The sequence below is a fragment of the Streptomyces sp. SPB162 genome (genome assembly GCF_029504575.1).
Taxonomy (GTDB): Bacteria; Actinomycetota; Actinomycetes; order Streptomycetales; family Streptomycetaceae; genus Actinacidiphila.
The window spans coordinates 249758-267766 of the sequence record NZ_JAQFII010000001.1 but is presented as its reverse complement, the minus strand read 5'-3'; the positions used below and the strand labels follow the sequence as shown (position 1 = coordinate 267766).

Here is an 18009-nt window from a genome sequence, read left to right as displayed (position 1 = left end):
CGTCGACAGGAGCCGATCGGGAGGGTTGTCCGCTGATGACACAGCAGTCCGATAAGGCGGCCGAGGCGGCCGGGGGCTCGTCCGGAGGGGACGGCGAGACCAAGGGCACGATCCTGATGGCCCTCGGTGCCAATCTGGTCATCGCCGTCGCCAAGGCGGTCGGCGGACTCTTCGCCGGATCCCCCGCCCTGCTCTCCGAAGCCGCGCACTCGGTGGCGGACAGCCTGAACGAGGTCTTCCTGCTCGCCTCCCTCAAGCGCAGCAAGCGCGCGGCGGACAGCGAGCACCCCTTCGGCTACGGCAAGGACCGGTTCTTCTGGTCGCTGCTCGCCGCGGTGGGGATCTTCACGATGGGCGGCTGCTTCTCGGTCTTCCAGGGGGTCGAGGCGCTGCGGTCGAGCGGCGAGGAGAGCCACACCGGTTATCTGGTGGGGCTGGGCGTCCTGGTCGTCGCGCTGCTCGCCGAGGCCGCGTCGCTGGCGAAAGCGCTGCTCCAGGTGCGCGGGCAGGCCCGCGAGGCGGGCCGCGGCATGCTCCAGCAGCTCCGGCTGGCGGAGGACCCGGCCCTGCGGACCGTCCTGGCCGAGGACAGCACGGCCGTGATCGGTGTGCTGCTGGCCATCGCCGGCATGGCGCTGCACATGGTCACCGGGCAGGTGCAGTGGGAGGCCGGCGCGTCGCTGGCCATCGGCGTCCTCCTCATCTACGTCGCCTACCGGCTCGGGAAGGACGCCCGCGGACAGCTGATCGGCGAGGCCGTCGATCCAGGGCTGCAGTTGCGCATACGGTCCTTCCTCGCGGAGCAGCCCGAGGTGGACGCCGTCACCTCGCTGCTGACGATGCGGCTGGGAATGGACTCCACGCTGGTCGCCGCACGGGTGGACCTGGTGGGCGGCCTGGACAGTGAGGAGGTCGAGGAGGTCTCCGGTCGGATCAAAGCCGGGATGCGGGAGAAGTGGCCCGCGGCCGACCAGGTCTTCCTCGACATCACCGACGCCTCGGACGAGGACCGCTCGCGGGCCGGTCGGGACCGGGAGTTCCTCGACGAAGCGGCCGCGGAGCACCCCGCGGGTCGTTGACGCGCGCGGTGCGGTTGGACGGGTGCGGGGAGGTTGGGCGCGTGCCGGGACATTGGACGCGTGTCGGCCACGCCGGTGCGTGGCCCGGCACTCACATCCGTCAGTACCAGCCGGTGCAGACGGTCCTGCCGTTGTAGGCGCAGGCCCGCATGACGTAGCCGGCGTCGTTGAAGGCGGCCGTGTACGTGCCCGTGCCGGACGTCAGGTGCTTCATCCCCATCGGACCCGTCCAGGAGGCCCCACCATTGGACGACCGGTCCACCCAGACCTGGTTCTGCACCTGTGCCCTGCTGATCCGGCCCCACGCGCACCGGGTGGACGCGTTGTAGCGCAGCTCGATGATCATGTTCCCGTTGCGCGCGGTCTTCTTGCTGACGGCGCTGCTCGTGTCGCACACCACCGGTGCGCCGGACGCCGCGCCGGCGGCGGGTGCCACGGTGAGCAGCCCTCCCCCGATGAGGGCGACGGCACTGACTCCGGCGGCGATCCGGCGCTTGAACACAGACATTCGGGGTCCTCTCGACAGATTCCCCCCGAGGCGGGGGAAGAACGTGAAAATCCTGTCCTATCGGGTGGTCGTCGTGCGGGGATTTCGGCGCGTGTCACCCTTTCGAACCGCGGGGCGCGTCATCTTCACCGCACCGCCGCAGTGAGACGTACGGGCGGATGTGCGGGGCGGAGCGCTCCGCTCTCGGTGAACCTCTCCGCTGTCGGCGAAGTCCTGTCGCGCGGGCCGGCGGCCGGTGTTTGAGTGGCCCGATGGAGATCTTGGTATTGGGCGGAACGGCATGGCTGGGTCGTGAGATATCGCGACAGGCACTGGAGCGGGGGCACCGGGTGACGTGCCTGGCCCGCGGGGAGAGCGGCGAAGTGGCCGAAGGCGCGACCCTGGTCGTCGCGGACCGGGGCGACGCGTCGGCCTACGAGAGTCTGGCGGGCCGGGACTGGGACGCCGTGTTCGAGGTGTCGTGGCAGCCCGGCTTCGTCCGCGGGGCACTGGCGGCACTCGGCGAGCGCGCGGGGCACTGGACGTACGTGTCATCGGTCAGCGCGTACGCGACGCACGGGCAGGTGGACGCGGACGAGTCCGCGGAGTTGCTCCCGGCGGCCGAGCGGGACGAGGTCGAGCGCGAGGAGTACGGGCAGGCCAAGGTGGCATGCGAGCACATCTCGACAGCCGCGGTAGCGGGCCGGCTGCTCATCGCCCGGGCAGGATTGATCGGCGGACCCGGCGATCACAGCGGCCGCACCGGGTACTGGGTCGCGCGGTCGGCTCGCGAGCCGCTGGCACCGCTGCTCGTGCCCGGTTCACTGGACGTGCCGACCCAGGCGGTGGATGCCAGGGACCTCGCGGCGTGGCTGCTCCGCTGTGCGGAGAACGGGACGACCGGGACGTACAACGCTGTCGGGCCGGTCGTGCCCTTCGGGCACTGGCTCGCCATGTCGCGGGAGATCGGCGGCCACACCGGACGGGTGGTGGAGGCCGACCGTAGCTGGCTGCTCGCCCAGGAGGTGGGCGAGTTCATGGGCCCCGAGTCGCTCGCGATGTGGATGGCCGACCCGGACTGGATCGGCTTCAGCGCCCGCAACGGCGACGCGGCCGACGCGGCCGGCCTGCGGCACCGGCCCCGGGCGGAGCTGCTGGCGGACACCTTGCGCTGGGAGCGGGAGCAGGGTCTGGACCGCCCTCGCCGTGCGGGGTTGAGCGGCGAGCGCGAGCGCGCACTGCTCGCCGCGCTGAGCTGATCCGGGGGCGCCCCCGACCCCAGAGGCCGATGGGCCCGGCGGACGACCGTCGGGCCCATCGGCGTTCTCAGATCGAAGGGTGACGCGCGCGGTGTACCGGACCTTGTACGGGAAGGTCCGGCACACCGTCGGCACGCCGCGAATCAGTGGTCGCAGTCGTCCTCGCCACCGTTGCCGTGCTGGTCGTGGCTCTGGTGACCGGCCTGCTGGGTGTGCTCGCTGTGCTGCCCGCTCTGCTGGGCGTGCCCGCTCTGCTGGGTGTGCTCGCTGTGCTGGCCGCTCTGCTGGGTGTGCTCGCTGTGCTGCCCGCTCTGCTGACCGTGCTCGCTGTGCTGGCCGCTCTGCTGGCTGTGGGTCTCCATGCCACCCTGCGAGTCGTGCTGGCCGTGCTGGCCGTGCTGGCGACCGTGCTCGTCGCCGTTGCGGCCGTCATCGCCGTTACGGCCGTCGTCGTGGCCCTTGCCCTGACCGGAGCCGTTCTCGCAGGTGTTGCCGAACGCCGGGTTCAGCAGGCCGACCACGTTCACGGTGTTGCCGCAAAGGTTGATCGGGATGTGGATCGGCACCTGGATGACGTTGCCGGACAGGAGGCCGGGCGAACCGATGGCCGTGGCCTGCGCACCCGCGTCGGCGGAAGCCATGCCCGCACCGGCGAACAGGGCGGAGCCCATGACGGCGACCACCGTAGTGACCTTGGCGAAACGCGACATCAAATTTCTCCTTGTCGAGTGAGTACCGCATCGGTTGCGGCACAGACCCGACGATCAAGCCCACACATTCCCCTCGAAAAGCACACCAACACGCCGACTTTGCCAGGACATAAGTGGCATCTCACCGCAACAGCGCACCCGGTGCTCGCGACGGGTCAGGAACCCTGAGGAGCGGCGTTCCCGCGGAGATCTCGCAGGAACCGCCGTTGGTCGTCGAGGAAGCCGTCGGCGAAGAGGGATCGCGGGGCGAAGAGGGCGGTGAAAGTGATCTTGAGCTCCGACCCCTCGAGGGAGCGCTTCGCCAGCGAGTGATTCGCGTCGGTGTAGCGCCGGACGGCCAGTTGGCCGGTCGGCGCCAGAACGGCGCGGTAGACGGACTCGGTATCGGTGGTGTCCACGTTGATGTCCCGGCCCGCGAGGGCGAGCATCACCGGTATGCCGCGCAGCGCGCGCAGGTCGGCTGTCGTGTCCGCGGTGTAGTTCCTCGCGATGAACCCCCAGCGGCCGGCGGTCATTCCGTCCTGATCGCCCAGGATCCGCACATACTGCTCGAAGGTCGCCCGCTGTTCCAGCAGGCGGCGTGTGGTGTCGCTGCCGGCCGTCTCCCGCTGGACGCGTGCGGGCGACGCGTTCTCCGCGTGCAACTCGGCGAGGAGGTTGAAGCGACCCTGCCGCAGCCAGTTGATGGCGGGGGAGAGCGCGATGACGAAGGCCACGGGTGTCCGCGCGGCGATCTTCGGCAGTACCCAGCCGGCCTGGCTCGCGCCCCACAGCCCGACCCGCGCCGTGTCGACCTCCGGGCGGGACCGGGCCCAGGCGATGGCGGCCACGGCTTCGTCCGCCCGGTCGTCCATCGACTGGCCGAGCCAGTCACCCGGCGTGTCGCCGACGCCGGGCTTGTCCCAGGGCAAGGGGGCGTAACCGCTCCGCGTGTACGCCTCCCACATGGGGTCGTATCCGCCCTCGTGGGTGGCGTCGATCGGCCCGTCGCCGTGCACGAACACCACCAGCCCGTGCCGGGCGCGCCCGTCCCTGGGCGTGCTGAGGACGCCGCTGAGCGTGCGCCCGTCCTGGCGGATGGTGACCCGGTGCTCATCCACGTCGAAGGTGTTCTGCCAAAGGATCACGCCACCGAGGGCCGCGACCACCAGTAGGGCGGCGACGAGTGGCCAGACGGCGGTGTGCAGCCGTCGAAGCGGGGGTCTGTCTCCGGACCGCCTGAACTGCCTCCAAGGGATCGGCGGAAAGTAGAACTATCGTATACGATACGATCGTTTGTAGTCTGAAAGATCGGCGGCCGACATGGATGACGACAAGGGGCGGGTGGACGCCGTGGGATCGGAAGCGCGGGCGGCGATCGTCGTACGGCGGGGCGTCGCGGCCGGGTCCGAGGCACGCGGGACCGCCGGACCCGTCGAGGTCCCGACGCGCATGCTCGTCGACGCGCTCCTCCGCGAGGACGGCACCGTGGACGCCGGTGAACTGTACGACGTCGCCGGCGCGCTCGCCATGAGCGACCAGCAGGTGCGGCTGTGCATCAAGCGGCTCGTCGCCGAGGGCGCCTTCACCCATGAGGGCCGGGGCCGTAAGGCGCTGCTGCGCGCCACCGCCGAGACCGTCCGTTCGATCGCGCCCGACGTCGAGTTCGTCCGGTACGCGTTCCAGCAGGACACGGGGCTCGCGCCCTGGGACGGCACGTGGCACCTGGCCGCGTTCGCGGTACCCGAAGCGGCCCGTGCGGCCCGGGACGCGCTGCGGGAAGCCCTCGTGCGGCTGGGCGGAGCGGTCCTGCAAGGCGGCCTGTACGTCAGTGCGAACGCGTGGGAGTCCTATGTCGAGGACGAGGCCCGCCGTCTGGACGTTGCCGACCGCGTCACCCTGCTCACCTCGAAGGACCTGCGAAGGGGCGACCTGCGCGAGCCGGGCGCGATCGCCCGCGAACTATGGCCCCAGCACGCCATCGCCGACCGCTACCACCGCCTGACCGCGGTCGCCGGGTCCCGCCTGGAACGGCTGAACGATCCGGCGGAGCTCTCCGCCCCCGAACTCCTGACCATCGCCGTCGAGATCGCCGCGGAGTTCACCCGGGCCATGGAACCGGACCCCCTGCTCCCACCGGAGCTGCTGCCCCGGCCCTGGGCCGGCACCCAGGCCCGCCGACTCGTCTCCCGCTGCTGGTCGTTGCTGCGAGAACGAGAACGCGCAGGCGGTACGGCCGGGCCGCGGATCTTCCGGCTCTACGAGGACGTCGTGGAGTCGGGATGACGGCCCGGCCCCGCCGAGGGCGGCCGGGATGCCGAATCGGTGGGGGCGCGGGAGTGGGTCAGGAGGAGAAGTTGCGCTGCCGGCGGTGCTTGGCGAGCACGGCGAGCTGGTCGGCGGTCAGTGGGCGTCCGTCTCTCACGGCGGTGTTGCGCTCCACGTTGCGCACGGTGCGCATGCCGGGGATGACGGTGGACACCGCGGGCGCGGATCTTCCCCTCCTGCTTCAACTCGGCGGCGGGCGCGGTGGATTCCAGCCCCCGGGCGCGGATGAGCGTTCCACTGAGCGGACCACGACGCGACACGCGGGCCGTGCCGGACCACGCTGTTTGGGTGACACCAAACCGTAGAGCCGCGCTGATCGCGGTCGCCTTACTCACCTCCGCCCTCACCGCCTGCGGCGGGAGCGGATCGTCCGGGGTGGGTACCCCCGCCACCGGAACGCCCGCCCCTCCCGCCGAACCGGCGCAGGCGTCGGCCGACCCCGCAGCCGGATCGACCGGGCTCACTCCGGCCGGTACGCGCCTCGCGGTGGCTCAGGACGCTACCGTCGCCTGGGTCCCGCTGGGCGCCTTCGACCTGCGGAAGGTACAGAAGGGCCTTCCGCTCCAGGTCTCCGTCGTGTCGATAGAGAAGGGCTCGATCGACGACTTCAAGAACGTGCAACTGAACGCGACCGAGTCCACGGCCACGCCGTACTACGTCAAGGTGCGCGTCAAGGCGACGGGTAGCACCGCGCCGACCGGGGACGACGACCCGGACATCGCCTTCCAGGCGATCGACGACCGCGGCCAGCAGCAGTCGTCCGTCACCTTCATCGGCGAGTTCAAGCGGTGCGCCGACAGCAAGGCGCCGAAGCCCTTCGCGGGCGGGAAGTCCTACCAGACCTGCCTCGCCTACCTGGTGCCGGGCGGCGGCTCCATCCGCGAGGTCCGGTGGAACGAGGGGCCGTCCGGGGCCGGCGAGGTCACCCCCTACTTCAGCAGGCCCGTCGTCTGGAGCGCCCCGTAAGAAACCGCGGCTCCCGAATACTGCGCCACGGCCCCTGGTGTGCCCTCCGGGGTCAGGACCGGAGGGCACACCCGCTCTCGGTCCGCGGGGAGGCGGACGGGGGTGCCGGTCAGGGCGAGGGTTCCGGCTCCGCCGTCACCGTGAGTCGGGCACGCAGCGGCAGTTCGGCCGATGAGGATCCGGCGAACAGGACGACGTCGCCGGGCTCGGTGCGCCAGCCGGCGTGCTCGGGCGACCAGTACTGGAAGGCACGCGGTTCGACGCGGACAGCCGCGGTCACCGTCTCGCCCGGTTCCGCCCGGACGGCGGCGTACCCCGCGAGCCGGCGTTCCGGGCCGCGGGCCGAGGCGTCCGGCGGACGGGAGAGGTACACCTGCACCACCTCCCGCCCCGCCCGCGCACCGGTGTTCCGCAGCCGGACGTGGACCGTCAGCGCCGCCCCCGCCGCGAGCGCCTTGGGGGCCGAGAGACCCTCGTAGCTCCAGCGGGTGTAGCCGAGACCGTGTCCGAACCAGAAGGCCGGCTCGTTCGTCGCGTGCAGCCAGGCCTGGTAGCCGATGCGGGGGCCTTCCGCGTAGCGCAGGACGCCGTCGACGGGCACGGTGTCCAACACCGGGACGTCCTCGGTGCGGGCCGCCCAGGTGGTGGGGAGCCGGCCGCCCGGCTCCGCTGCGCCGAAGAGCACGTCGGCCAGCCCGTCGCCCGCCTCCTGGCCGGGGAACCAGCCGAGGAGGACGGCCGGAACCGACGAACGCCACGGCATCTCGACCGGTCCGCCGGAGTTCACGATGACCACGGTCCGCTGATTGGCCGCGGCGACGGCGGCCACCAGTTCGTCCTGACGCCCCGGCAGGGCCAGCCCCGGGCGGTCGAACCCCTCGCTCTCGAACTCGTCGGTGGTGCCGACCACCACGATCGCCAGGTCCGCGGAGCGCGCGCACTCCACGGCCGCCGCCAGTTCCGCGTCCTCGTCGCGACGCGGCGGGTCGGCGGCCAGCGCCACCGGGTATCCGGAATCGGCCTCCATCCGGCGGCGTGCCACCAGTCGCACGTCCTGGCCCGCTTCGACCTGCCAGGGCACCTGCCGGAAGGACGGCGCGACGTGGAGATAGGTGGGATCCCGCGACTCGGGCGCCACGTACTCGTCGATCAGCGTCCGGCCGTCGACCCGCAGGCTCACCTGCCCGAGACCGACCACCGCGAACCGCCACACGCCGGACCGGTCAGGCCGCAGCACGGCACTGACCTCGACGGTGGTCGCCGCACTGATGTCCGCGCCGGCGTCGGTGGGTTCCAGGATCCGGCCGCTGAGGCGGTGTTCGACGTGCACCTCGGCGTCCTGGTCGTCGAGGTAGCGCACCAGGACACCCGGTTCACCGGTACGCGGGTCGTAGGCGTTCCGGGCCGACAACGGCGTCGGGCGGGCGGTGAGGAAGACGCCCGCGCAGTGCCGGACCTCGGTGCCGCCCTCCAGTGCGCCGCGGATGCCCTCCAGGGGCGAGAGCGCGGCGGCGGGGAAGACACCGGCGCTGCCCCCGCCCTGGATCCGGGCCGCGGCCGCGTTCGGCCCGATGACCGCGACCGACCGCAGCCGCGCGCGGTTCAGCGGCAGCAGCGCGTCCTCGTTTCGGAGCAGCACCGCCCCGGCGGCGACGGCGCGGCGCAGCAGGGCCCGGGCCGCCTCCGGGGAGGGCGCGGGCGGCGGCACGGGGCGCGGCGGTGGGCCGGCGAGCGCCCCGACGCGGGCGGCGAGCCGCAGGATGCGGCGGAGCTTGGCGTCGATGGCGGCCTCGGGGACGGTGCCGTCCTCGACCGCCCGCACCAGCGCAGCGCCCCACAGGGCATTCGGCCCCGGCATGGACAGGTCCTGCGCCGCGCGGGCCGAGGCGGCCGTGGAGCGCACCGCGCCCCAGTCCGACACGACCAGACCGTCGAAACCCCACTCACCCTTCAGCGGCTCGTCGAGCAGCGGGCTCTCCGACATGGCGGTGCCGTTGACGGCGTTGTACGCCGACATCACCACCCAGGCACCGGCCTGGACGGCGGCCTCGAAGGGCGCCAGGTACACCTCTCGCAGGGTGCGTTCGTCGATGTGCGCGTCCAGGGTGAGGCGTTCGGTCTCGGAGTCGTTGGCCACGTAGTGCTTGGCGGTCGCCGCCACCCCGCCGCCCTGCACCCCGCGCACATACGCGGCGCCGGTGCGGCCGGTGAGCAGCGGGTCCTCGGAGAAGCACTCGAAGTGACGGCCGCCGACGGGGGAGCGGTGCAGGTTGAGGGTGGGTGCGAGCAGGACGTCGATCCGCTTGCGGCGTGCCTCGCTCGCCAGCAGTCCGCCCAGTTCCTCGACCAGCTGCTCGTCCCAGCAGGCCGCGAGCGCGGTGGGGGAGGGCAGGGTGAGGGCGGCGTCGCGTTCGTCCCAGCGCTCGCCCCGCACCCCGACCGGGCCGTCGGAGAACGTCATGGCCCGCAGCCCGACGGCGGGTTCCGCCGGGGTGCGGAAGACCGCGGAGCCGGAGAGCAGCCGCACCTTGGCGGTCAGGTCGAGCTTGGCGATCAGCCGGTCCAGTTCCTCGGCGGACGGCAGCGCCGCGGTGGCCGGGGGTACGGCGCCCGGGGGTACGGGGGCGCCGGGGACGGCCGGTTCGGTGGGGTCCTCTGCGGTCACGGTCATCCCTTCATCGCTCCCTGCATGATTCCGTCGAGGATCTGGCGGCCCATCAGAAGGAAGACCACGATGATCGGCAGGCTGGAGACCAGCGTGCCGGCGAGTACGAGTGAGTTGTCCCGGAAGTAGCCGCTGGCCAGTTCCGACAGGGACAGCTGGACGGTCGGGTTCTGCTGCGTCATGACGACCTTGGGCCAGTAGAAGTCGTTCCAGGTCGCCATGAAGGTCAGCATCCCCAGCACCGCCATCGCGGGGCGGGCGGCCGGCACCACGACGTGCCAGGCCAGGCCGCGGGTGGTGCAGCCGTCCATGCGTCCGGCGTCGAGCAGTTCGTCGGGGACGGCGGTGACGAGGTACTGGCGCATGAAGAAGACGCCGAAGGCGTTGGCGATGGACGGGAAGATCAGGGCCTGGAGGTGGTCGGCCCAGTGCAGCCAGTTCGCCATCATGATGTAGAGCGGGATGATGCCGAGTTGGGTGGGCACCATCATCGTCGCCACGACGGCACCGAGCAGGCCGTTGCGGCCCCGGAAGCGCAGTTTCGCGAAGGCGAAGCCGGCCAGGGTCGAGGTAGTGATCACCGAGGCCGTCACCAGGGTGGAGACGATCACCGAGTTGAGCAGCGCCGGTTGCATGTCGGACTGGCTGAAGACCCGGCCGATGTTGGACCACAGCCGGGAGCCGGGCAGCAGGACGGGTGGCATGCGGGTGATCGAGGCGTTGTCGCGGGACGCGGCGACCACCGTCCAGTAGAGCGGGAAGAGCGAGAGCGCGACCACGACGGCCAGGACGGCGTAGATGCCCCGCCCGGCGGTGAGCTGGCTGTCGCGGGCCCGTCGGCTGCCGGTGCGGCGGGGCTGCCGGTGCGCCGGGGCCTGGTGCGCAGGGGTCTGGTGCGTGGGGTGGGTGGTGCCGGTGAGGGGAACGGGGGCGCTCATGCGGCGTCGACTCCCTTCATGCGTCGCGCGAGGGCGAAGTTCAGCGCGACGATGAGGACGATCACCAGGAACATCGCCCAGGAGATCGCGGCCCCGTAGCCGTACTTGAACTTGCCCCAGAACTGGTCGTACGTGTAGAGCGCCATCGTCTGGAACTGGTGTTGCGAGCCACCGGCCATGGGCGTCTGGCTGGCGCTGAACAGCAGCGGCTCGCCGAACATCTGGAGCGCCCCGATGGTGGAGGTGATGACGGTGAACAGGATCGTCGGGCGCAGCATCGGGATGGTGATGCTGCGGAACTGCCGCCACCGGCTCGCCCCGTCGATGGCGGCGGCCTCGTAGAGCTCGAAGGGCACGGCCTGCATGGCGGCGAGGTAGATCAGGGCGTTGTAGCCGGTCCAGCGCCAGGTGACGATGCAGGAGATGCCGACCCAGGAGGACAGGGTGCCGGCCTGCCAGTCGGTGTGGCCGACGCCGAACAGGCCGAGCACCCAGTTCACCAGCCCGTAGTCCCGCCCGAAGAGCTGGACGAAGATGATGGTGACGGCGGCCACCGAGGTGACGTTCGGCAGCAGCACCCCCATCCGGATGAAGGTGCGGCCGCGCAGCCGGTAATTGAGCAGGTGGGCCAGGCCGAGGGCGAGCAGCAGTTGCGGAACGGTGGACAGCACACCGATGCCCAGGGTGTTCTTCAGCGCGTTCCAGAAGAACTGGTCGTGCAGCAGCGCCCGGTAGTTGTCCAGCCCCACGAAGGTGTGCTCGCTGCCTTCGGTGTCCGCCCGCCACCCGGTCAGGGAGACGTACGCGGTGTACAGCAGGGGGAACAGCCCGAAGGCGGCGAAGACCAGGAAGTAACGGGGCGATGTAGAGGTAGGGCGAGGAGGTGCGCTCCAGGCGGCGCCAGGCGAACCGGGACGGCCCGCGGGCGGTGGGAGCCGCGGGCGTTCTGGTGGCGGGTGGTGATGCGGTCGTCGACACGGCCATGGCGGCGTACTCCTTGCGGACGGGGTTCGGGAGGCCGGGCGGATCAGCCGCCGATGTTGGCGATCTCGGCGAGCGAGTTCTTCCAGGCCTTGTCCGGGGTGGCCTTGCCCTGCTCCACGGAGACCAGGCCGTTGCCGAAGACGTTGCCGATGTCACCACCGTGCGCGCCCAGCGGCTGCGGATTCAGTGCCTTCGCGGACTCGGAGAAGATCTTGCCGGTGGGGGCGTTGTTGAACAGCGGGTCGGTGAACGAGGCGATGTCCGGCTGGCTCCACAGGGCCTGGTCGGACGGGAAGTACCCCTTGTTCTTGAACAGCCACGCCTCCTGGGCGGGCGCGCTGAGCCACTTGGCCAGCTCGACGGCGGCCGCCGTGTGCTTGCTCTGGGTCGGCACCGTCAGGTAGGAACCGCCCCAGTTGCCCCCGCCGCCGGGGATCCTGGCCATGTCCCACGTGCCGCCGTCGGCGGGCGGGTTGGCCTTGAACTCGTAGCTCATCCACGCGGGGCAGGTGACGGTGGCGAACTGGCTCTTCTGGAATCCGGTGTCCCAGGCGGGCGTGAAGGCCGCGACCCCGGCGGACTCGCCGTCCTTGACGGCACCGGCGACCTGGTCGAAGGCCTGCTTGACGGCCGGGTTGGAGTCGGCGATCACCTTGCCCGACTCGTCGTAGAAGCCCTGCGGGGACTGCGCGGCCATGGCGGAGAAGACGTTGCTGCCCGCGTCGAACCACTTGGCCTTCTTGTCGGGGCTCTTGGCCAGGAACTGCCTGCCGGCGGCGAAATAGGCGTTCCAGTCCGTGAGCAGCGCCGAGACCTGGTCGCGGTCGGTGGGCAGGCCCGCCTTCTTGAAGAGGTCGCTGCGGTAGCAGAGCGCCATGCCGCCCATGTCGGTGCCGAGGCCGTACAGGGACGAACCGTCCTTGCTGCCGGCGGGCTTGGTCTTGGACGGAACCCACTGGCTCTTGTCGACGCCGTGGTCGAGGAAGTTCACGAACTTGCCCGCCTGCCCCTGGAAGCCGGCTATCTGCCCGATCTCGACGGCCTCGATGTCGGCGGTGCCGCTGCCGGCCACCAGGTGTGCGTGCAGGTTCTGGTGGTGCGCCCCCATGTCGGCGCGGTTCTCCTTGATCGTGATGTTGGGGTGCAACTGGTGGTACTGGGCGTAGAGGTCCTTGTAGCCGAAGTCGGAGAAGAGGTTGACGGTGAGCGTGATCTTGGCGTCCGGACTGTCGGCCGCGGGCTTGGCGCCGCTGCCGCCGCAGGCGGTGACGAGCAGCGCGCCCGCGAGCGTGGCGCCGACGGCGGTAAGCCGGGTGGTGCGTCCGGTGAGGGTCTCGCGCATGGTGGGTCCTCGGTGGCTGGGGAGGGAGAGCGGCGTCGGGGTCGGGAGAGCGCTCTCCCGCTGGCGTAGATTCCTGCCGAAGGGGCGTGGCTGTCAAGGGTTCGCGACGGATGCGGAGCGGTAAATCAACGTCCTGGTCTCCGCAGTGCCCGAAAGCGTGACAAAACACGGAGGTGGAGCATCCTCAGGACGCCCGATCCGTCACAGCGCTTGACACTCCGGAAACGTGAAGGAAACCATCACTCCACTCAGAGAGCGCTCTCCCAGCTCTCACCCCCACGTCCCGGACAGGACTCCCGGTATGCGACCTCCCCCCTGCGCCGCCGCACGGCACGGCGGCCTCCCTCCCGCACTCCGACTGACCACCCCTCTCGTGATCGCGCTGTGTCTCGCGCTGTACGCGCTGGTCATACCGGCCGGCCGCGCGCACGCCGCCGCTCCCGTTCTGCTGTCGCAGGGCAGGCCCGCGCTCGCCTCGTCCGCCGAAGGGGGCGGCCTGGCAGCCGCCGCCGCGGTCGACGGCGACAACGGCACCCGCTGGGCCAGCGCGTGGAGCGACCCGCAGTGGCTCCAGGTCGACCTCGGCAGTTCGTCGGTTATCAGCCAGGTCGTCCTGAAGTGGGAGAACCACGCGACCGCGTACAAGATCCAAGTGTCCGTGGACGGCACCACCTGGACCACGCCCTACTCCACGACCACCGGCGCGGGCGGCACCGAGACCCTCGCCGTCTCGGCCACCGGCCGCTACGTGCGGATGTACGGCACCGCCCGGGTCAACGGCTACGGCTACTCGCTGTGGGAGTTCCAGGTCTACGGCGCCGGGGGCGGGCCCACCGACCCCCCGCCCACCGACCCCCCGGCCGGTGACTGGACCACGGTGTGGAACGAGGACTTCACCGGCGCGGCCAACACCTCGCCCTCCGCCGCCAACTGGATCACCCGGACCGGCACGTCCTACCCCGGCGGCCCGGCGAACTGGGGCACCGGCGAGGTGGAGACCGCGTCCGACTCCACCGCCAACGTCGGCCTCGACGGCAGCGGAAACCTGAACATCACCGCGCTGAGGAACCGCGACGCGTGGACCTCGGGCCGCATCGAGACCCAGCGCAGCGACTTCGCCGCACCCGCCGGCGGACAGCTGCAGATCTCCGCGACCATCAAGCAGCCCAACCCCGCCAACGCGATCGGCTACTGGCCGTCCTTCCGCGCCACCGGCGCCGGCTACCGCGGCAACCCCGCCGCCTGGCCCGCCGTCGGCGAGACCGACATCATGGCCGACGTCCACGGCCGCAGCCAGCAGGCGGCGACCCTGCACTGCGGCACCGCCCCCGGCGGCAACTGCGACGAGTACGGCGGCCTGAGCAGCGGCCTGGCGAGCTGCATCGGCTGCCAGACCGGCTTCCACACCTACTCCGAGATCATCGACCGCTCGAAGTCCGACGAACAGATCCGCTGGTACCTCGACGGCAAGCAGATCTGGCAGGTCAACGAGTCCCAGACCGGGGTCAGCACCTGGAACGCGGCCGTGCACCACGGCTTCTTCCTCTCCCTGAACCTGTCGATCGGCGGCTCGTACCCCAACGGCGTCTGCGGTTGTACCTCCCCGAACGCCGCCACCAGCTCCGGCGGCACGCTCAGCGTGGGCCAGGTCACCGTCTCCCAGATCACCGGTCCGGCGCCCGCGCCGCTCACCGACCCGCCGGTGCCCACCGGCGCCAGTGACGTCCACGTCACCGGCGGCCAGGGCAACTGGCAGCTCAAGGTCAACGGCGCTCCGTACCAGGTCAAGGGCATCACCTGGGGGCCCTCCAACGACACGGCCGACGCCCACCTGCGCGACCTGCGGTCGATGGGTGTCAACACGTTGCGCGACTGGGGCACGGACGCGGGCAGCAAGGCGCTGCTGGACAGTGCCTCCGCCTACGGTCTGAAGGTCATCAACGGCTTCTGGCTCAACCAGGGCGCTGACTACGTCAACGACACCGCGTACAAGGCGAACACCCTCGCCGACATCAAGAAATGGGTGACCACCTACAAGAGCCACCCCGGTGTCCTGATGTGGGACGTCGGCAACGAGGTGCTGCTCACCATGCAGGACCACTACACGGGCGCCGCGATCGAGCAGCAGCGCGTCGCCTACGCCCAGTTCGTCGAGCAGGTGACCCAGGCGATCCACGCGATCGACCCCAACCACCCGGTCACCTCCACCGACGCCTGGACCGGAGCCTGGGCGTACTACAAGGCGAGCACCCCGAGCCTGGACCTGTACGCCGTCAACTCCTACGGCGCGGTCTGCGACGTGAAGAAGAATTGGACCGACGGCGGCTACACCAAGCCGTACATCGTCACCGAGTCCGGCGAGGCCGGCGAGTGGGAGGTGCCCAACGACGCCAACGGCGTGCCGACCGAGCCCACCGACCTCCAGAAGCGCGACGGCTACCTGAGCGCCTGGAACTGCATCGCCGGCCACACCGGGGTCGCGCTCGGCGCCACGCTCTTCCACTACGGCAACGAGAACGACTTCGGCGGCGTCTGGTTCAACGTCCGCCCCAGCGGCTGGAAGCGGCTCGCCTACTACTCCGTCGCCAAGGACTACGGCGGCACCCCGCAGGCCAACACCCCACCCGTGATCAACGCCATGAGCCTCGGCAACACCACGACGGTGCCGGCGGGCGGCACCTTCACCGTCAGCACCACCACCTCCGACCCCGACGGTGACGCACTGCGCTACCAGCTGATGTACACCAGCAAGTACGTCGACGGGAACACCGGCTTCCAGCAGGTCACCTTCACCCAGACCGGCGACGGCCGCTTCACCGTCACGGCCCCGAAGACGCTGGGTGTGTGGAAGGTCTACGTCTACGCCTTCGACGGCCACGGCAACGTGGGCATCGAGACCAAGTCCTTCCGGGTCACCGCCCCGCCGGTCAACGGCACCAACGTCGCCCTCGGCAAGCCCACCACGGCGTCGACCTACCAGTCACAGGGCAACGGCGCGCCCTTCCCGCCGTCCAACACCACCGACGGCAAGTGGGACACCCGCTGGGCGAGCGAGTGGAGCGACCCGCAGTGGGTCCAGGTCGACCTGGGCCAGGTCACCGCGCTGCACCACGTGCAACTCGGCTGGGAGGGCGCCTACGGCAAGGCGTACCAGATCCAGACGTCCACCGACGGGACCAACTGGAACACGGCGTACTCCACGACGGCCGGAACCGGCGGGATCGAGGACCTCACCGTCAACGCGTCCGGCCGCTACGTACGGCTGAACCTGACGCAGCGCGGCACCACGTACGGCTACTCGCTGTACGAGTTCGGCGTCTACGGCTGACGGCTGTCGGCGGCTCGTGAGAGGAACGGCGACGACCTCGGCCGGCCCGGTGGGTTACCGGGCCGGCCGAGTGCTGTCGCTGCGTTCGGAGAGGCGCTGTGGGGGGTGTGGTGCGGGTGCTACGGGAGGACGTACTGGTCGTTGAGGGCGGCGCCGGCCTCGGGGTGGGTCTGGTCGTAGCCGCGGGCGTCACACTGCAGGCCGCCGACGATGCAGTGGCTGACGAGGGCGCCCAGGGTCGGCGCGTCCCACGCGTTGTAGAAGTCGTAGTGGAACGAGAAGGCCCTGCCGCTGGAGAGGTGGACCCGGGACATGTCCCCGGAGACCGGGAAGGCCATCTTGAACTCGATCATCGGCAGGGCGACCGGGTGGTCCGCCAAGCAGCGGCCGTTGACCGGGTAGGCCATGTGGCTCTTGTGGTCGGGGGTGTCCAGGTACTTGCCGTCCCAGCAACTGGGCGCCTGGTAGCGGATGTTGAGCTGACTCCCCGGCGTGCAGGTCACGGGGAAGTCGATGTTGTGGTAGCTGTCACCGCACTCCCAGCCCGCCACATAGCCCTTGTCCTGCCGGAACTGGTCCGCGGTCGCCATCGGGCTGCCGACGACGAAGCGCAGGCCCTTGGGGAACGGACGGACACTGGTGTAGTCGATCAGGTTGGTCTTGTAGTAGATGACCTGCGGGCCGATGGGCTTGATGACCTGACTGCCGTTGTAGAGCGTCGGCATCCAGTAGCCGCTCTTGTCGCCGGGCGCCTTGCACGAGGTGCCGCCCGCGTTGAGCGAGGCCTGGGTGCTGTTGGCGTCCGTCGTGGTGTTGCCCATGAAGGTGTGGTCGTGCGAGGCGCCGGGCTGACCGGGGTACACGATCGGGTCGTCGGGGATGTTGCGGGTGACCGAGCAGTTGGCCTGGAACTCGTGGAAGTACCGGTTGGGCGGGGTCGCCTGGGATGGGACGACCCCGGTGACCTGCGGATCGGCGAGCACATACGTGCCGGCCGGCGCCGCCATCATGGCGGCGGTGTGCCCGAGGTGGGACGCCGCCCGAGCGGCGGGGTCGCCGGTCGGGGTGGCGGTGGCGCCGACCGTGTTCAACCCGAACGCGACCAGCGCGGCGGCGGTGGCGATCAGACCACCGGAGAAGAGTTTGGACTTGCGAACCATGCGGGCCTCCTAGACATGCGGGAGAGCGCTCTCCGAAAGCGCCCACAGTGTTTCGCCGGGCGCGCGAACATGTCAATAGAAGGTGAACTCACCGGCAGAAAGAGACTTATTCGATGGAAATGTGCCACTGGTCCCCGGGGTGGGACCCCTGGCGGGGTGACGGCGGACCCCGGCGGGGGAGCGCTCTCCGCCACCGTCGGGGCGGAAGGCCGTGATCGTTCGTCGCACGGAGTGCTGCGGACAGCCCACTCAGCCCCTGCGGGGGACCGGGGGCTGAGGTTCGGCGGCTGAGGTCCACGGCGGTCCACGGCCTGGGGGTCAGAGCATGGGAGTCAGGGCCCGAGGATCAGGGCCGGAGGGTCAGGGCCTGCGGGTCGGGACCCGAGGGTCTGGGCCTGAGGGTCTGGGCCTGGGGGGCTGGCCCCGGAAGTCAGGGCTCCGAGGGTCAGGGACCGGCCGCCGTGCCGGTGTCCGGCGTCGGTGCGGGGGGACGGTGTCGGCGGTCAGTGCGGCGGGACGGTCGCGGCCGTGCCGGCGCGGACCGCTTCGACCACCTCGTCGTGCAGGTTCCGACTCTCCGCCTCTGACGGGCAGGGGATGGGGCTGCCCGTCATGGTGAACCAGTCCGACGAGCCGCTGTACTGCACGGCGATGCGTGCCTCGTCGCCGGTCCACGTGGTGTGCACGGACAGGTCGCCCGTCAGGATCCCCACCTCATCGGTGCGCACCCCGCCGCGCCCGGCGAAGACTCCTGTGGTTGTCCACGACGCCCAGCTCATCTCTC

At 70.8% G+C, this 18009-nt stretch carries 12 protein-coding genes and 3 pseudogenes; 5 read left to right on the top strand and 10 right to left on the bottom strand.

Annotated features, from left to right (window positions below):
• The first annotated feature begins 35 nt into the window (after positions 1–35).
• Positions 36–1079 carry a cation diffusion facilitator family transporter gene (locus tag M2266_RS01240; RefSeq protein WP_277436380.1) on the top strand — a complete coding sequence of 348 codons (1044 nt, stop codon included), beginning with the start codon at positions 36–38 and terminating at the stop codon, positions 1077–1079.
• Positions 1080–1179: 100 nt separating this feature from the next.
• Here M2266_RS01240 and M2266_RS01235 read toward each other — a convergent pair whose 3' ends face one another.
• Complete coding sequence (locus tag M2266_RS01235) at positions 1180–1587, bottom strand: DUF2690 domain-containing protein (protein ID WP_277436379.1); 408 nt, start codon at positions 1585–1587, stop codon at positions 1180–1182.
• A 251-nt stretch (positions 1588–1838) separates the two neighbouring features.
• Here M2266_RS01235 and M2266_RS01230 point away from each other — a divergent pair, with 251 nt between their 5' ends.
• Positions 1839–2825 (top strand): NAD-dependent epimerase/dehydratase family protein, encoded by a 987-nt coding sequence (locus tag M2266_RS01230; protein ID WP_277436378.1) that lies wholly within the window; start codon positions 1839–1841, stop codon positions 2823–2825.
• Between the two features lie 446 nt (positions 2826–3271).
• Here the strand turns inward: M2266_RS01230 and M2266_RS01225 are convergent.
• A pseudogene (locus M2266_RS01225) lies at positions 3272–3535 on the bottom strand (chaplin); the annotation flags it as partial.
• A gap of 155 nt (positions 3536–3690) precedes the next feature.
• The gene (locus M2266_RS01220) at positions 3691–4662 is read right to left on the bottom strand and encodes an alpha/beta hydrolase (RefSeq protein WP_277436377.1); all 972 of its coding nucleotides are present in this window, start codon (positions 4660–4662) and stop codon (positions 3691–3693) included.
• Between the two features lie 304 nt (positions 4663–4966).
• Between M2266_RS01220 and M2266_RS01215 the strand changes: the two genes are divergently transcribed.
• Complete coding sequence (locus tag M2266_RS01215) at positions 4967–5800, top strand: PaaX family transcriptional regulator C-terminal domain-containing protein (RefSeq protein ID WP_277441022.1); 834 nt, start codon at positions 4967–4969, stop codon at positions 5798–5800.
• Between the two features lie 58 nt (positions 5801–5858).
• On the opposite strand, the pseudogene M2266_RS01210 reads toward M2266_RS01215, so the two are convergent.
• A pseudogene (locus M2266_RS01210) lies at positions 5859–6008 on the bottom strand (aldo/keto reductase); the annotation flags it as partial.
• 122 nt (positions 6009–6130) lie between these two features.
• On the opposite strand from M2266_RS01210, the gene M2266_RS01205 reads away from it, so the two are divergent.
• Positions 6131–6808 (top strand): hypothetical protein, encoded by a 678-nt coding sequence (locus M2266_RS01205; protein WP_277436376.1) that lies wholly within the window; start codon positions 6131–6133, stop codon positions 6806–6808.
• Between the two features lie 109 nt (positions 6809–6917).
• Here the strand turns inward: M2266_RS01205 and M2266_RS01200 are convergent, their stop codons facing one another.
• From M2266_RS01200 to M2266_RS01185, 4 genes and pseudogenes are all read right to left on the bottom strand, one after another.
• On the bottom strand, positions 6918–9479 hold the full coding sequence (locus M2266_RS01200) for a glycoside hydrolase family 3 C-terminal domain-containing protein (protein WP_277436375.1): 2562 nt from the start codon (positions 9477–9479) through the stop codon (positions 6918–6920).
• Entirely contained in the window at positions 9476–10411 is a 936-nt protein-coding gene (locus M2266_RS01195) for a carbohydrate ABC transporter permease (protein ID WP_277436374.1), read from the bottom strand. The genes M2266_RS01200 and M2266_RS01195 overlap by 4 nt, the downstream gene beginning before the upstream one ends.
• Positions 10408–11395: pseudogene (locus tag M2266_RS01190) on the bottom strand (sugar ABC transporter permease). Before M2266_RS01190 ends, M2266_RS01195 begins: the two are co-directional and overlap by 4 nt.
• Positions 11396–11438: 43 nt before the next feature.
• Positions 11439–12737, bottom strand: coding sequence for an ABC transporter substrate-binding protein (locus M2266_RS01185; RefSeq protein WP_277436373.1), 1299 nt, complete (start codon positions 12735–12737; stop codon positions 11439–11441).
• A 301-nt stretch (positions 12738–13038) separates the two neighbouring features.
• Here M2266_RS01185 and M2266_RS01180 point away from each other — a divergent pair, with 301 nt between their 5' ends.
• Positions 13039–16065 carry a discoidin domain-containing protein gene (locus tag M2266_RS01180; RefSeq protein WP_277436372.1) on the top strand — a complete coding sequence of 1009 codons (3027 nt, stop codon included), beginning with the start codon at positions 13039–13041 and terminating at the stop codon, positions 16063–16065.
• A gap of 119 nt (positions 16066–16184) precedes the next feature.
• Here the strand turns inward: M2266_RS01180 and M2266_RS01175 are convergent, their stop codons facing one another.
• Positions 16185–17225 carry a DUF1996 domain-containing protein gene (locus M2266_RS01175; protein ID WP_277436371.1) on the bottom strand — a complete coding sequence of 347 codons (1041 nt, stop codon included), beginning with the start codon at positions 17223–17225 and terminating at the stop codon, positions 16185–16187.
• 503 nt (positions 17226–17728) lie between these two features.
• Complete coding sequence (locus tag M2266_RS01170; RefSeq protein ID WP_277436370.1) at positions 17729–18004, bottom strand: hypothetical protein; 276 nt, start codon at positions 18002–18004, stop codon at positions 17729–17731.
• Positions 18005–18009 lie beyond the last annotated feature (5 nt).